General features: G+C 41.3%; 13 protein-coding genes and 5 tRNA genes. 1 reads left to right on the top strand and 17 read right to left on the bottom strand.

Annotated features, from left to right (window positions below; translation table 11 throughout):
• Positions 1 to 72: 72 nt before the first annotated feature.
• The 16 genes from nadA to C2M30_RS10835 all read right to left on the bottom strand — a co-directional run bounded on the left by nadA (position 73) and on the right by C2M30_RS10835 (position 10,867).
• A complete protein-coding gene (gene nadA, locus C2M30_RS10760; RefSeq protein ID WP_010560434.1) occupies positions 73 to 1,131 on the bottom strand; it encodes a quinolinate synthase NadA in 1,059 nt (352 codons plus the stop codon).
• Positions 1,132 to 1,257: 126 nt separating this feature from the next.
• Positions 1,258 to 1,333, bottom strand: a tRNA-Lys gene (locus C2M30_RS10765).
• A 39-nt stretch (positions 1,334 to 1,372) separates the two neighbouring features.
• A tRNA-Lys gene (locus C2M30_RS10770) sits at positions 1,373 to 1,448 on the bottom strand.
• 23 nt (positions 1,449 to 1,471) lie between these two features.
• Positions 1,472 to 1,547, bottom strand: a tRNA-Lys gene (locus C2M30_RS10775).
• Positions 1,548 to 1,570: 23 nt separating this feature from the next.
• Positions 1,571 to 1,646, bottom strand: a tRNA-Lys gene (locus tag C2M30_RS10780).
• 44 nt (positions 1,647 to 1,690) lie between these two features.
• Positions 1,691 to 1,766 (bottom strand) — tRNA-Lys (locus C2M30_RS10785).
• Positions 1,767 to 1,975: 209 nt separating this feature from the next.
• A complete protein-coding gene (gene ybgF / locus C2M30_RS10790) occupies positions 1,976 to 2,734 on the bottom strand; it encodes a tol-pal system protein YbgF (protein ID WP_100914506.1) in 759 nt (252 codons plus the stop codon).
• A gap of 16 nt (positions 2,735 to 2,750) precedes the next feature.
• Entirely contained in the window at positions 2,751 to 3,278 is a 528-nt protein-coding gene (gene pal, locus C2M30_RS10795; protein WP_010560436.1) for a peptidoglycan-associated lipoprotein Pal, read from the bottom strand.
• A 38-nt stretch (positions 3,279 to 3,316) separates the two neighbouring features.
• The gene (gene tolB, locus C2M30_RS10800) at positions 3,317 to 4,672 is read right to left on the bottom strand and encodes a Tol-Pal system beta propeller repeat protein TolB (protein WP_105171627.1); all 1,356 of its coding nucleotides are present in this window, start codon (positions 4,670 to 4,672) and stop codon (positions 3,317 to 3,319) included.
• Positions 4,673 to 4,680: 8 nt separating this feature from the next.
• Positions 4,681 to 5,568 carry a cell envelope integrity protein TolA gene (gene tolA / locus C2M30_RS10805; protein WP_105171628.1) on the bottom strand — a complete coding sequence of 296 codons (888 nt, stop codon included), beginning with the start codon at positions 5,566 to 5,568 and terminating at the stop codon, positions 4,681 to 4,683.
• A gap of 2 nt (positions 5,569 to 5,570) precedes the next feature.
• On the bottom strand, positions 5,571 to 5,996 hold the full coding sequence (gene tolR / locus C2M30_RS10810) for a protein TolR (RefSeq protein ID WP_010560439.1): 426 nt from the start codon (positions 5,994 to 5,996) through the stop codon (positions 5,571 to 5,573).
• Positions 5,996 to 6,682: a protein TolQ gene (tolQ, locus tag C2M30_RS10815; RefSeq protein ID WP_010560440.1), complete on the bottom strand. Its 687-nt coding sequence runs from the start codon at positions 6,680 to 6,682 to the stop codon at positions 5,996 to 5,998. Before tolQ ends, tolR begins: the two co-directional genes overlap by 1 nt.
• Before the next feature lie 840 nt (positions 6,683 to 7,522).
• On the bottom strand, positions 7,523 to 8,530 hold the full coding sequence (gene ruvB, locus C2M30_RS10820) for a Holliday junction branch migration DNA helicase RuvB (protein WP_010560441.1): 1,008 nt from the start codon (positions 8,528 to 8,530) through the stop codon (positions 7,523 to 7,525).
• A gap of 1 nt (position 8,531) precedes the next feature.
• On the bottom strand, positions 8,532 to 9,149 hold the full coding sequence (gene ruvA, locus C2M30_RS10825; RefSeq protein WP_010560442.1) for a Holliday junction branch migration protein RuvA: 618 nt from the start codon (positions 9,147 to 9,149) through the stop codon (positions 8,532 to 8,534).
• Positions 9,146 to 9,670, bottom strand: coding sequence for a crossover junction endodeoxyribonuclease RuvC (ruvC, locus tag C2M30_RS10830; RefSeq protein ID WP_010560443.1), 525 nt, complete (start codon positions 9,668 to 9,670; stop codon positions 9,146 to 9,148). The genes ruvA and ruvC overlap by 4 nt, the downstream gene beginning before the upstream one ends.
• Positions 9,671 to 9,775: 105 nt before the next feature.
• Positions 9,776 to 10,867 (bottom strand): DUF418 domain-containing protein, encoded by a 1,092-nt coding sequence (locus C2M30_RS10835; protein WP_105171629.1) that lies wholly within the window; start codon positions 10,865 to 10,867, stop codon positions 9,776 to 9,778.
• A gap of 409 nt (positions 10,868 to 11,276) precedes the next feature.
• On the opposite strand from C2M30_RS10835, the gene C2M30_RS10840 reads away from it, so the two are divergent.
• Complete coding sequence (locus C2M30_RS10840) at positions 11,277 to 13,127, top strand: methyl-accepting chemotaxis protein (RefSeq protein WP_105171630.1); 1,851 nt, start codon at positions 11,277 to 11,279, stop codon at positions 13,125 to 13,127.
• Between the two features lie 66 nt (positions 13,128 to 13,193).
• On the opposite strand, the gene aspS is transcribed toward C2M30_RS10840, so the two are convergent.
• Positions 13,194 to 14,963 (bottom strand): aspartate--tRNA ligase, encoded by a 1,770-nt coding sequence (gene aspS, locus C2M30_RS10845; RefSeq protein ID WP_010560446.1) that lies wholly within the window; start codon positions 14,961 to 14,963, stop codon positions 13,194 to 13,196.
• Positions 14,964 to 15,080: the final 117 nt, after the last annotated feature.

The raw sequence follows: 15,080 nt of genomic DNA on the forward strand, positions 1-15,080 counted from the left end.
CTTATGCAAAGCCTTGATTGTAAGCAAGTACTTTTTAGAACACTGATTATGAGCGGCTAAAATTACAACACATTAAGTATTGTTTGTCGTTGCCAACTTTAACGATGCCGAAAAATCTAGCATGCGATTAAGCGAACGTAGCGCGCCTTCACGAAGCTCCATATCAACAAACACTTCTTTACCGCTTGCATCAAGTAATGCTTCTTCAATCGCTTTTAGGCCATTCATCGCCATCCAAGGACAGTGCGCACAGCTACGACATGTTGCACCTTCACCTTGAGTTGGTGCTTCAAAGAATTCTTTTTCAGGGCACAGTTGCTGCATTTTATAAAAAATACCGCGATCCGTTGCCACGATGAACTTTTGATTGTCCATCTCTTGCGCTGCTTTAATTAACTGGCTCGTTGACCCTACCGCATCAGCTAAATCAACAATTTCAGCAGGTGACTCTGGGTGCACTAATACCGCTGCATCAGGGTGCAGGGCTTTCATATCTTTTAGCGCTTTTGTCTTGAATTCATCGTGAACGATACATGCGCCATTCCACATGATCATATCTGCGCCAGTTTGCTTTTGAATATACGAGCCTAAGTGTTTATCAGGGCCCCAAATAATCTTGTCGCCTTGCTCGTCAAGGTGTTCAACAATTTCAAGTGCACAGCTTGAGGTAACAATCCAATCTGCGCGAGCTTTAACTGCCGTTGAAGTATTTGCATACACCACCACTTTGCGATCTGGGTGCTGATCGCAAAACGCTGAGAACTCATCAATTGGACAACCAACATCCAGTGAACACGTTGCTTCTAGCGTTGGCATTACAACTGTTTTTTCTGGCGTTAAGATTTTGGCTGTCTCGCCCATAAAGCGCACACCTGCAACCACAATAGTTTTTGCTGGGTGTTTACTACCAAAACGCGCCATTTCTAACGAGTCTGCAACACAACCACCGGTTTCTTCAGCCAGGGCTTGAATTTCAGGATCGGTATAATAGTGTGCCACTAATACCGCATCTTTCTCTTTTAGAAGTGATTTAATACGTTCTTTATACGCCTGCTTTTCATCGTTTGATAAAGGGGCTGGCTTGGGAGGAAAAATATAATCCTCAGGCATAATTTGTTCAGCTAAGCTCATATTCTCGACCGTGAACTGCTACAGGAAATTGGCGCGCATTATACTGAAAATGGCAACTGAATGACAGTTTTGTGATTGATAAAATAACGCGATGGATATAATTAAGAAATATAAATAAGATATGAATGGTGGGTCATGATGGACTTGAACCATCGACCAATGGATTAAAAGTCCACTGCTCTACCAACTGAGCTAATGACCCGCTCATAGAATGCGTATTGCATATAGAAAGGTCTTTGAATGGTGGGTCATGATGGACTCGAACCATCGACCAATGGATTAAAAGTCCACTGCTCTACCAACTGAGCTAATGACCCGCTCAAAGAGAAGGCTTAGAAAATGGTGGGTCATGATGGACTCGAACCATCGACCAATGGATTAAAAGTCCACTGCTCTACCAACTGAGCTAATGACCCGCTCTAAGCAAGTGCATTTCGAATGGTGGGTCATGATGGACTCGAACCATCGACCAATGGATTAAAAGTCCACTGCTCTACCAACTGAGCTAATGACCCGCTCAATTCCCGTGAGGGAAATACTCGAAGTGCAAAAATCTGAATGGTGGGTCATGATGGACTCGAACCATCGACCAATGGATTAAAAGTCCACTGCTCTACCAACTGAGCTAATGACCCAATCAGATTTTTTGCGCAGCGTTTTTGTCTTTCGTAACAAGCGGCTGCGGGCGCTTATAATACTTATTTAAAAAATGAGTGCAACCTAAAATTACGGTTTTTTTAAGTTTTATGACTCAGTTGGCTAATTTTATACCAACAAATTAAGATTAGCCTAAAAAGTGATAATGTTTTCACTTTTCGTTTACAAATAAGTGGTGTTGCGAGTCTTAATTCAGACTCGCTAATTTTTCAACAGCCAACTTAGCTGGGGTTGAATCAGGGTATTGTGCCACTAAATCATTTAAGATTTTTTTCGCACGTACCGTTTCACCTTCTTTTAAATAGGTGTTTGCAAGTTTAAGCATGGCATCTGAACGCTTATTTGAGTCAGGGAAGCCATTCACTAAACTTTCAAAGTGCGTGAGTGCACCTTTGCTGTCATTTTTAATTGTCAGTAACTGACCTAACCAATAATGTGCATTAGGCACATAAACTGAATCAGGATAGTTTGTTAAAAATGCTTTGAACTCAGGGATCGCATCATCATAGCGTTTATCTTGCATAATGAGTTGTACAGCGCGATCGTAAGCATCATTCTCAGACAAGTTACTGCTCATTGTGCCAGAACTAACATCTGAAGTAGTGTCTGCTACTTGTGTCGGTGCGCTATAACTCGATACACGCGTTTCAATTTCTTGATACAGCTCACGCTGACGTTGCAGCACTTTTTCCAATTGGTAGCCTTGCTCTTCGGTAACACCGCGTAGCTGGCTTACTTCATCTTGTAATGATTCCAATTGCTGCTGCAATTGAAGAAATTGTACGTTTCGATTTGCAACCATGCGCTCTAAAGTTTGTAAACGCGTTTCAAGTGCTGTCGATGACATACTTGAACTTGCGCCTACCTCAGAAACAGGAGCGGGAGCAGCCAGTAACTGACTGCTCCCGCTAAGAAACATGGTTGCCAAAATAACTTTCGGCTTAATCATATTATCTTCTATATTAGTATACTAAAACTGCGCGACGGTTTTTCGCGAAAGCATCTTCAGTACGTGTTTTAACCATTGGCTTTTCTTCACCGTAGCTAACTACTGAGATTTGGCTTTCCGCAACACCTAGGCTTTGTAGGTATTTAGATACAGCTTCACCACGACGCTCACCTAGTGCGATGTTGTACTCAGGAGTACCGCGCTCATCAGCGTGACCTTCTACAAGTACTTTAACACTTGGGTTCTTAACTAAGAAATCAGCGTGTGCTTGAAGTAACTCAACGTAATCACTGCGAACTGTTGATTTATCAAAACCAAAGTAGATGATTTGCTCTTGACGAAGCGCTTCATATTTTTCTGCAAGAATTTCTTCTGGCGTCTTTTCTTTAGCAACAGTTTCAACTTGTACTGTTTCTTCTTGACCTTGGTTGCTTTGATTCGCAGATGTATCTTCTTCAACAGTTGAAGATGAGCTACAAGCAGCTAACGTCATTACAGGCACTGCAATGAGTAGGCTTTTTAGTAGTTTGTTAAGTTGCATTGAGTTGATTCCTTTTTTAAAAGTCTAACCTGTAATCTTTACAAAAATGGCGACCACGCGGGTGCCTTAACTTCACCTTCCGCTACCGGTAGGCGAGCTTTAAACCGTCCATCCATTGATACCAATGCAAGGACCTGTTTATTATTATGTAACGTACTATAGATAATCATTGAGCCATTTGGCGCAATGCTTGGTGATTCATCTAAGCGAGTACGTGTTAAAACACTGAAGTCACCTGATTTTAATTCTTTTTTAGCAATATGGTATCGACCTAAGGTACGATTTACCATCACCAAGCTATTACCATCAGGCGTGATTGAACCCGCTAAATTCATATCACCGTCAAAAGTAAGTCTTCTTTTCTTACCAGTTGCTAAATTTACGCTATAAATCTGAGCATTACCAGCCCTTTCCGACGTAAATATGATTTCTTTACCGTTTGGATGCCAGCTTGGCTCAGTGTCGATACTTCTGTGTCTTGTAATGCGACGTGCTTTCTTACTTTTCAAGTCCATAACGTAGATTTCAGTCGCACCGTTTTTGTCTTTAGACAGCACCATTGCTAGCTTATTACCGTCAGGCGAAAATCGTGGTGCACCATTGATGCCTTTGAAGGTTGTTAAGCGCTCGCGTTTACCTGTGTAAATATCTTGAATATAGATCTGGCTCTGGCGATTTTCGAATGTTACGTACGCCAGCTTTGTGCCATCTGGTGACCACGTTGGCGACATTAGCGGCTCTTTCGAACGTAATAGCGTTTGCTCGTTGTAACCGTCGTAATCTGCAATCACTAATTGATATGGACGATCTTCATTTTCACGTACAATTACATACGCAATTTTAGTTAAGAACGCACCGCGTTCACCAGTTAGCGCTTCGTACACCACGTCGCTAATACGGTGACCGTAACGGCGGAAACTATCGCTGCCAATTACGGTTTGACGCGCATCTAAAATATGATCTTCCGAATTAACTAAACGACCTTTACTTAAAATCTTTGTATCGCCACCCGTAATTTGGCCGCGAATAACATCAATTAGTTGATAGCTCACTAAGTAACGGTCGCCCATTTGTTCGGTAATGCTACCAACTAAAATGGCTTCAACACCTTCAGAAACCCACGCACTGTAATCTACTTCTAAATCCGTTGTTGGCTGCTGCGGCATATTAGCCGGCGCCACTGGATTAAAACGACCACTGCGACGTAAGTCGGCAGCAATCACGTCTGTAATATTGCTTGGCGCGATACCATTTCCGCTATATTTAAATGGCACGATACCAATCGGGCGTGCTGAATCGACACCTTCGGTAATTACAATTTCAAGAGCGGCGTTCGCTGCTGTACTCACTAATAGCACAATCAACAAAGCCCATTTTTGTAATGCGCTAATCATGTTATCCCTTAAATATCTGGTTTAATGGTTAAGTTAATATTTTTAAGTTTTTCAAAAACCGCTTTGTCTTTTGACACTGGTAATGTATCAGCTCTGCGTACCGCACGAATACTGGCTTCACACACTTGTTTATCGCCACTTAGTGCTTCAACCTGTGTTACTAAACCGTTAAACGCAAGGCGCAAGTTAAGACGGCATTGCTTGCCTTTCATGCTGTCTTCCAACAATAAGTTTTGCTGGATTTTGGCGATAATAAGCGCGGTGTATTTTTCTACTTCAGAAAGTACTTGTGCTTGCTTAGCACGACTGCGCGCTGCAGCTTCCGCGGCAAGTTGCTCTTGCATCATTTTTTCAGCGAGTGCTTTTTGACGCGCAGCTTCGGCATCGGCCTTACGTTTAGCCTCCGCTTTTTTCAGCCTTTCCTCTTCTGCTTTGCGTTTTTTCGCAAGCGCTTCGGCTTTCTTCTTCGCTTCTGCCGCTTTTTTCTGTTCAGCTTGCTGCTTTTTCTTCGCTTCTCGCGCTGCAGCTTCTGCTTTTTTCTTTTCTCTTTCTTTACGCACGCGCTCTTTTTCAAGCTTTGCGATACGTCTTGCCTCTTCTTCACGCTTCTTTTTAGCGTTTGCAGCACGACGTTCTAAGTCACGAATGCGTTTTGCCTCAGCGGCTTTTTTATCTGCTTCTTGCTTTTTGAGTTCGTTAATGCGCTTTTCTACGGCTTTATTATCAACCGACACGGCCTCAACGGCTTTTTGCTCTGGCTTAACGGGAGCATTTAAAGTGACTTCCATTACTTGTGGTGTTGATGGCTTTAACCAGTTGCCAATAACAAGCGCGACAATAATGCCAATATGCAAAGCTGATGATTTTACCAGAGCAGATTTAAAGTCGTTTTTCATAATTACTGCTCAAAAGACTCCGTCATTAATCCCACCGACGGTACGCCTGCTTTTTTTAGAAAATCCATTAGCAGTAACACTTCTTGGTAAGTTACCTTGCCATCGCCTTTTAACATTACTGGGGTTTTGGGGTCTTTATCCAACGCCAATTTAACTTGAGCAGCAATATCAACTGCTTCCATTGGCGCTTCAGGATCAATACCAATACTGGCATAGTAATTACCATCAGCATCGATTGATACCACAATTGGTGGTGTTTCCGTTGCTTCAACAAGCTCCGATTGTTCCATCTGTGGTAAATCAACCTTAACACCGTGGGTGATTACGGCCGCTGTCGCCATAAAAATAATAAGCAAAACCAACATAACGTCTATATAAGGTACTACGTTGATTTCGGCGACCGGACGACGTTTTTTACGTTGGTACATTAGTTTGCTTCCACTTTTGCCACAGCTTGGCGATGAAGAATATTAGAAAACTCTTCCATAAAGTTGCCGTAAGACGACTCAACTTTTTCTACTGTGTGTGAAAAACGGTTAAACGCGATAACAGCAGGAATTGCAGCAAATAAACCCATTGCAGTTGCAATCAACGCTTCTGCGATACCAGGCGCTACCATTTGTAAAGTTGCCTGTTTTACTGAGCCAAGTGCGATAAATGCGGTCATAATCCCCCAAACCGTTCCAAACAGACCAATGTATGGGCTAATTGAACCAACCGTTGCAAGGAATGATAGGCTTGATTCTAATTTTTCCACTTCACGAGAAAGCGTTACGCGCATTGCGCGGTGCGTGCCATCTAAAATAGAACCTGGTGATGCATGATTGTTTTTTGCAAGGCGTGCGTATTCTTTAAAACCAGAAGTGAACATTGCCTCTAGGCCATCAAGTTCATTACGGGCAGACAGTTCCGCATACAATTTACTTAAATCGACACCCGACCAAAATTTGTCTTCAAACTTTTTAGCATTCGTTTTTGCCGCTGTTAGCGCTTTTCGACGTTGAATGATCATAGCCCAAGAAAAAATAGACATTAATACCAAAGTCAACATCACAAGTTGCACCAAAAAGCTCGCTTTAAATATTAAGTCAATAATTGAAATTTCGGTGGCCACTGCTCACTCCTGAAATGATTGATAGTCAAGGGTTAGTTCGTTTAGTGCTTGGAAAGTTCCCTTGTTAGTATGAGATTTAGTTTAACCATACTAATACCTGCATACAATGGCTAGACACTAAGAATCGCATCAACTGAACAAAAAAAACACACAAATTAACTTTATGATACTAAATGATGATTTTATAACGCACTAAACATTCAAAAACATAACGTTTATTCACTAAATATGAATAAATACTCAAAACTTTAAATGTAAGAATCACCAAAACAATAAAACTTATAGAACAAATTTTACGCTTTAATAATTTTTCCTTTAAATACAATGGTATAATTATTAACAATTAATTAACTGATGGTTATATGCACAAACAAAAACACCGTCACATTAGTTTTTTTTATATCAAAAAATAATTTTTCTAGTTTGATGAAAACCACACTAATCCGTAATATAGCACCTGTAAACACGAGGACATGCACACACACTGTGCTAACCCTAGTTTCATATACACAGTGATTACTGATTTGTCATTGTGTAGCATTTTTTTAAATGCGTTCCCTGGATTACTTCCTTCAACTTGTTGTTTGCCCGCTCCCTAGCGGGCTTTTTTTTGCCTTAAATTTAGAACAACTCCACTATAAATACGCTCAGATATAAATAACAAATCAACTTCTAACCCACATTTTTGCTAACTGCTATCGTTAATTGATTGGCAATAGACCGCCTTTACATGAAAGGCTCTTTTACAAGTGTTACCTGTTGCAAAGCAAAAGTTACATGACAAAAAAGGCCGCTAAGCGACCTTTTTTAATTATTTAACCCAAACTAACGTTACGTGTATTACGCGTCTTTTATTGGAAAGCCAAAATGTTTATAGGCAAACTCTTGGGCAATACGCCCTCTTGGCGTACGCTGAATAAATCCTTGCTGTATCAAATATGGCTCAATCACATCTTCGATTGTTTCGCGCTCTTCTCCTATTGCCGCAGCAATATTATCAAGGCCAACAGGGCCGCCCATAAACTTCTCAATAAGGCAGAGTAAATATTTGCGGTCCATATAATCAAAACCACTTTTATCAACATCTACCATATCAAGGGCGCTGCCTGCGACTTCGGCTGTAACGACACCATCAGCTTTCACTTCGGCATAATCCCGAACACGGCGTAATAATCGGTTGGCAATACGTGGGGTACCACGGGCACGGCGTGCCACTTCAACCGCGCCTTCGTCTTCCATTTCAAGGGATAAGAAATCCGCAGAGCGACTAACGATGTGTGATAAATCTTCAACTGAATAAAACTCTAATCGCTGAACAATACCAAAACGATCTCTAAGTGGCGAAGTAAGAGAACCTGCACGGGTTGTTGCACCAACTAATGTAAACGGCGGCAAATCTAATTTAATAGAGCGTGCAGCAGGTCCTTCACCTATCATAATATCAAGCTGGTAGTCTTCCATTGCTGGGTAAAGAATTTCTTCAACATGTGGGCTTAAACGGTGAATTTCATCAATGAAAAGCACATCGTTTTCTTCTAAGTTGGTTAGCATAGCCGCAAGATCGCCGGCTTTTTCAAGTACCGGGCCTGATGTTGTTTTAATATTCACATTCAGCTCGTTAGCAACAATATTCGCTAACGTAGTTTTACCTAAACCCGGCGGGCCAAAAATAAGCAAATGGTCAAGTGCTTCTTCACGAGAGCGCGCCGCTTCAATAAAAATTTCCATCTGCTCTTTTACATGGGGTTGACCACGGTAATCAGACAACAGCTTTGGACGTATCGCTCTATCGATAACATCCTCATTTCCTTTTTTCTCGGGCTCTATTAATCTATCTGCTTCAATCATCTTACATCATCGCCTTTAGCGCTTCTTTAATTAGCGCTTCGCTTGATAAGCCACTGCCTTTAATTGCTTTAACGGCTTTTTCTGCTTGATTTGCTTTATAACCGAGTGCCATTAACGCTGCTATTGCATCATCTTGTGCACACCCTTTAACGGTTGGATCTTCCTGCATTTCCAATATTGCACCATCGGTATAAGGAGTAAAGAGATCCATACCCCAATCTTTCAGCCTGTCTTTCATTTCAAGCACTAAACGCTCAGCTGTCTTTTTACCAACACCTGGCAATTTAACAAGACTAGTTGCATCTTCATTATGCACACAGGCAACAAATTGCTCGGCAGACATACCGGATAAAATTGCCAAACCTAACTTAGGTCCTACACCATTGGCTTTTAATAATTCACGAAATAGTGCGCGTTCCGTTTTATTGTTAAAACCAAACAATAATTGTGCATCTTCTCTTACCACAAAATGGGTGTAAACAACCGCTTCTTCACCTTCTTTCGGCAAGTTGTAAAAACAGGTCATTGGCATATTCACTTCATAGCCAACACCACTCACTTCAATTAAGATTTCCGGTGGCTGTTTTTCTACTAATGTTCCGCGTAATCGCCCTATCATCGTCTTAATCGTCCTCTTACTGTTTTACTCGCTTGCCCTGAAAGCTTGATTAAATGTTGTTGTGAATGGCCATGACAAATGGCGATCGCCAACGCATCGGCGGCATCTGCTTGTGGTGTGCCTGGCAGTTTTAAAAAACTCTTTACCATATGTTGTACTTGCGATTTATCAGCACCACCGGTGCCAACAACGGCCTGCTTAACTTGCCTTGCAGAATATTCAAACACCTCAAGTGACTGAAGCGAAGCCGCCACCATGGCAGCGCCGCGGGCTTGGCCAAGTTTTAATGCAGAATCGGGATTTCGCGCCATAAATACTTGTTCTATCGCAAAGCTATCTGGCTGATATTGTTCAATTAGCTGCGTCACACCTTGAAAAATTATTTTAAGGCGCTCGGCCATTGGCTTTTCGCCCATTTTAATACAGCCGCTACCTAAGTATTCAAACTTCATACCTTGCTGTTTGATTAAACCATAGCCCGTAAAGCGAGAGCCAGGGTCGATGCCAAGTATTATTGCCAATGCACACCTTTTGCGATGTTTTCTTGTGATAACTAATAATGACTAATAACTGTATGGATTACCAGTAATAGTTTTTAAACTGCGCGCACTTGCACAAAATTTAACTTATTTTGCGCTATATGCTTTGCGCCAAAGCCACTCTATTGGACCTGACTTGAAAAGTTTTAAATAGAAAAACGCAAATACCAGCTGAAAAACTGAGAATATTAAACACAAGTAGATATAGTCTAAACGCGTTGCACTATGCACAAATTCAGGTGAAAAGTAGCGAAAGAAGAGCGCAAATACGATTGATTGCAAAATATAAAGCGTAAATGCCATACGTCCCGCAGGCGCAAAAATACTGTTTAATACGGTAAGCTTTTCATTTAGCTTAATAAAAACATGGCAATACATTAACGCACATACTAGTCCTGAAAATGTGGCAATGGACATGGTGAGTTCAACCAAGTGAACGTAATTAACACGCAATAGCGCATCGATACTCGATATGGTTATCACCACCAATAAAGATGCAAGTAATTGCTTTGTTGATAAACCTGTATTGAAAAAATCGGCGCGATATAAATAAACACCAAGCAGTACAATGCCTGCGGTAATCCAAATAAAACACACCCAGCTAAACACAAACATAATAATGGTAAACACTATTTGCTGAATTAATTGCTCGCCATAACCTGATTGCCAGGTATTAATAATTTCGAAGTATTCATCGCTATCGCGGTAGATGGGTTCGTTTGGGATCAACGCAAACAGCAATATTAATGAAAAGCCTATAGAAAAATAAGTTTTTGCTTTTTTTAAGAGCACTTCTTGGCTACTGCCTATTTCCCGATAAACAATCAACCCCGCTAGTGCATAGTTAACCAAAATATCGCCAGAAAAAATAAACACGCTATGGATAAAGCCAAAAATAAGAAGCCAATTTAAACGCGACTTTAACAACGTAAGGGCATCGTCTTGACCATGCTTATCATACAAAATAGCTAAGCCAACACCGAACAATAAACAAAATAAGGCCCTAAAACGACCATCAATAAAAAAGGCATTTATCACCTCAATCACATTATCGCTAAGCGGTGTAACTTGAAGCGGCACATAACCTAATTCAAAAACGCTATGATAGTAAATATTCATAAACAGAATACCCAACACAGCAAAACCTCTCTGTACATCTAGCGTTTTAATACGTGGCATACATACAACCTACATTCGAGAAAACTAAAAACGCAGCCATAGTGAGCGTCAAGTAACTGTTGGTAAAGTGTTAAATGATAAACGGCGAGATTAAAGGATAACAGCTATACGCTCATAGCTGTCCGTATCAAAACAATAATACGCAGTGATGTGCGAACTTCTCATATTTCCAATGGAGCGATGGAAACACCCTATGTTACCTGAACGCGGGTTAACAAATTTATTCGCCATTTGAAATCTATTAGCCTTGATAAAGGTGATTTATTCGCTCGGTTCAATTATTAGAGCAAGATTTAAAGCCGCTAATATGACATTTTTGTGGCAAGAATTAAAAACTGATCCTAGCATTATTGATAGTTAAATATCGTACTAAATTACGAGCAATTCTACTGATGAATAAGGAGTGTTCATGTCTATCAAACGATCATTTTTGTCACTATCGGCGCTAATTATTTTAGCGATGGCAGTAATGGCGAGTCTTATTTGGTATTCAACAAATCAAATGGCAGAACTCGGAAGCGAACTAGCGCTAAGTAAAGAGTTGAGTAACAACATGTTGATGTTGCGACGTCATGAAAAAGACTTTTTACTGCGTAAAAACGAAAAGTATGTTGATAAGTTTAATCAGCGCATTGTGTTAATTAAGCAAAATATCCATGCATTACACAACGCGCTCGATACCATTCCATCGTTAAAGCTACAACTTAGCGATACTCACGATTTAATCGAGCAATACGAAACTCAGTTTCTTACCTTAGTGGCACTCGACAAGCGCATTGGCTTATCAAAAGATCAAGGATTGCGACAGGCATTCAATTTAGCCGAAACGCAATTAAAAGAAGCGGTGCTAACAACGGGCGACACCAATGCAATAAGCTCTATGGTACGGCTCGTACTACTTGAAAATGACTTTCAATCATCGTTAGATATTGCAGCCAAAAATCAAGCGCAAGAAAAACTAAGCACGGTCAAAACCTATCTCACTACTTATGACACGGTAAGCGCCACAGCCACCCTTGCAAACTTTGAAAATGCCGCAGCAAACCTTGCGGATGCGTTAAAACAGCGAGGTTTATCAGAAGAAGAAGGATTACGCGGTGCATTACGAGGCAGTATTCACCAAGTAGAATCCACGCTCAACCAATTAACAACGGGTATTAACGCTGAAATTTCCGACACATTGCAAGTCAGTAAAAAACAAGGCGCAATGGTGTCTGGACTTATCACAGTGGTTATTTCAATTATTTTATTGTGGCAAACCTATCGCATTATTCATCGCCTACACAGTGCCAATGAAAAAATGGCAGATATTAGCCACGGCAATGGCGATTTAACCCAACACATTGAGCTAGACGGTGAAGATGAATTGTCAGAGTTTACCGATAGCATTAACGAGTTTATTGATACCACAGCAGAAATAGTACGTGAAATTAAACATAAAGGTGAAGCCGTAGAAAAAGGCGCACACCACTCTGCCGAGTTAAGTTTACGTTCGCAAACCGCAATTGAAGATCAAAAAAACAATACGCTCGCAGTCAAGCAAGCGGTGTCAGAACTAGTTAAAGCCGTTGAACTCATTGCCCAAAGCAGTGTTGACGTAGAGGCAAGTGTAGAGCAAGCGGAACAAGATATGCGTGAAGGCACAGATGTAATGAGCCAAACACACACCAATATGGGATTATTAAAGTCACAAGTTGAATCCACCAGCGAGATTATGAGTGAATTAACCCTATCAAGTCGTGAAATTGAAGGGGTAACGAGCGTGATAAGTGATATCACTGAGCAAACCAACTTGCTTGCACTTAATGCCGCAATTGAAGCTGCGCGTGCCGGCGAAACAGGCCGAGGATTTGCCGTTGTTGCCGATGAAGTGAGAACGCTTGCCAAACGCACACAGCAATCAACAGTAGAAATCGGAAAAATGATTAAAACATTGCAAGATCTAGTGGTTCGTTCTGAACAGGCAATGGAACAAAGTTTAAGTCTCACCAGTGAAATGAACGACTCTCTTGATACTGCGAGGGAAAGTATGGACCGCAATAAACAGTCGCTCGATGCCATTCGGGATCGCGTTATTCAAATTGCAGGTGCCACACAAGAACAAATGTACACAGTGAAGGAAGTAGAAAGTGCAACCGAAAATATCTCTGTGTCGGCTGAGCAATTGTTTATTGATTCATGCGAAAACAGTCAAAATTGTCATGCACTTGAAACCGATGCGCAAAATATGAAGCAAGATGTCGCTCGTTTTACCGTTTAGTTTCCCTTTGCAAGCAAACAAAAAAGGCGCACGTTAACGTGCGCCTTTTTTTTAATTTGATAACGATTACTCGTCAGCCGCCTCAACCACAGATACACCTAGTTCAACCAGTGCATCTGGGTTTGCAACGCTTGGTGCATTTGTTAATAAACATGATGCTTGCGTTGTTTTCGGGAACGCAATTACGTCACGGATATTTTCTGTGCCACATAGCAACATTACTAAACGGTCTAAACCAAATGCTAAACCTGCATGTGGTGGTGTACCGTACTTAAGTGCATCAAGTAAGAAGCCAAACTTGTCTTCTTGCTCTTGCGCTTCAATGCCTAAGATGCGAAATGCCGCTTGTTGCATATCATTGTTATGAATACGAACAGAACCACCACCTACTTCGTAGCCATTAAGTACCATATCGTATGCATCTGAAATCGCTGCTGCTGGGTTTGCTTCTAGTTCAGCCGCAGAAACGTCTTTTGGTGCAGTAAACGGATGGTGAACCGCGTGCAGTGTACCTTCATCGTCTTCTTCAAACATTGGGAAATCAACAACCCAAAGTGGTGCCCACTTAGTTAGGTCAGTAATTTCAAGATCTAAACCAATTTTCAGACGAAGCGCGCCCATTGCTTCGTTAACAACATTGCGCTTGTCAGCACCAAATAAAATGATGTCGCCTGTTTGCGCATTAGTGCGCTCTAGCAATTGGCTGATCACCTCTTCATTTAGGAATTTAGCAATTGGTGATTGTACGCCTTCAACACCAGCTGCAAGGTCGTTCACCTTCATCCATGCTAAGCCTTTCGCACCGTAAATGCCGATGAACTTAGTGTATTCATCAATTTGCTTACGTGAAAGCGATGCGCCACCTGGCACAGTAAGTACCGCTACGCGACCTTTTTCATCGTTAGCAGGACCTGAGAAAACTTTAAACTCAACGTCTTTAACTAAATCCGCAACATCAACTAATTCCATTGGGTTACGTAGATCTGGCTTATCTGAACCAAAACGACGCATTGCATCTGCGTACGACATGGTTGGGAATGTACCTAGGTCTACGTTTAGTAGCTCTTGCCACATATCTTTGATCAGCTTTTCAGTCATTGCGCGCACTTCGTCAGAGCTCATAAATGACGTTTCTAAATCGATTTGAGTGAATTCAGGCTGACGGTCAGCACGTAAGTCTTCATCGCGGAAACACTTAACAATTTGATAGTAACGGTCAAAACCCGACATCATTAATAACTGTTTGAACAGCTGTGGTGACTGAGGTAATGCGTAAAAACTACCATTGTGTACACGGCTTGGTACTAAATAGTCACGTGCACCTTCAGGAGTCGCTTTAGTAAGTACAGGCGTTTCAATATCTAAGAAACCATTGTCGTCTAAAAAACGACGAACAAATGACGACGCTTTAGCTCGTAACTTAATGCGCTCACTCATTTCGATACGACGAAGATCTAAATAGCGATACTTCAAACGCATTTCTTCAGAGTTTTGCTGATTAAAATCAAGTGGTAATGGCTCAGAACGGTTAATGATCTCTAACCCTTTACCTAAAATTTCAACTTCACCTGTCGCCATATCTTTGTTGATTTGGCTTTCTGGGCGAGCACGTACAATACCCGTTACTTTTACACAAAACTCGTTACGTAACTGGTTAGCGGTATCCATTAAGCCTTCAACGTCTGGATCAAATACCACTTGCACTAACCCTTCGCGGTCGCGTAAGTCGATAAAGATTAAGCCACCTAGGTCACGGCGTTTATTGATCCAACCACACAGTTCGACCGTTTGTTCTACGTTTGATTTATTTACTTGTCCGCAATATATAGAGCGCATATCTATCCTGTCCGTAAAAGACTTATCAATTTTTCGAGCACATAATCGGCTCGAAATTAGTCATCACTAAAAAATAAACGCCAATTATACTTAAGCGCTTTAAAATTGCGAGTGTAG

The sequence above is a fragment of the Pseudoalteromonas sp. T1lg24 genome, assembly GCF_002964745.1.
GTDB lineage: Bacteria > Pseudomonadota > Gammaproteobacteria > Enterobacterales > Alteromonadaceae > Pseudoalteromonas > Pseudoalteromonas spongiae.

Bases quoted from the DNA above. Each gene is read 5' to 3' on its own strand.
- tolA (WP_105171628.1), bottom strand. From the start codon at position 5,568: ATGAAAAACGACTTTAAATCTGCTCTGGTAAAATCATCAGCTTTGCAT.
- C2M30_RS10835 (WP_105171629.1), bottom strand. From the start codon at position 10,867: ATGCCACGTATTAAAACGCTAGATGTACAGAGAGGTTTTGCTGTGTTG.
- C2M30_RS10840 (WP_105171630.1), top strand. From the start codon at position 11,277: ATGTCTATCAAACGATCATTTTTGTCACTATCGGCGCTAATTATTTTA.
- aspS (WP_010560446.1), bottom strand. From the start codon at position 14,963: ATGCGCTCTATATATTGCGGACAAGTAAATAAATCAAACGTAGAACAA.
- ruvA (WP_010560442.1), bottom strand. From the start codon at position 9,149: ATGATAGGGCGATTACGCGGAACATTAGTAGAAAAACAGCCACCGGAA.
- ruvB (WP_010560441.1), bottom strand. From the start codon at position 8,530: ATGATTGAAGCAGATAGATTAATAGAGCCCGAGAAAAAAGGAAATGAG.
- pal (WP_010560436.1), bottom strand. From the start codon at position 3,278: ATGCAACTTAACAAACTACTAAAAAGCCTACTCATTGCAGTGCCTGTA.
- nadA (WP_010560434.1), bottom strand. From the start codon at position 1,131: ATGAGCTTAGCTGAACAAATTATGCCTGAGGATTATATTTTTCCTCCC.
- tolB (WP_105171627.1), bottom strand. From the start codon at position 4,672: ATGATTAGCGCATTACAAAAATGGGCTTTGTTGATTGTGCTATTAGTG.
- tolR (WP_010560439.1), bottom strand. From the start codon at position 5,996: ATGTACCAACGTAAAAAACGTCGTCCGGTCGCCGAAATCAACGTAGTA.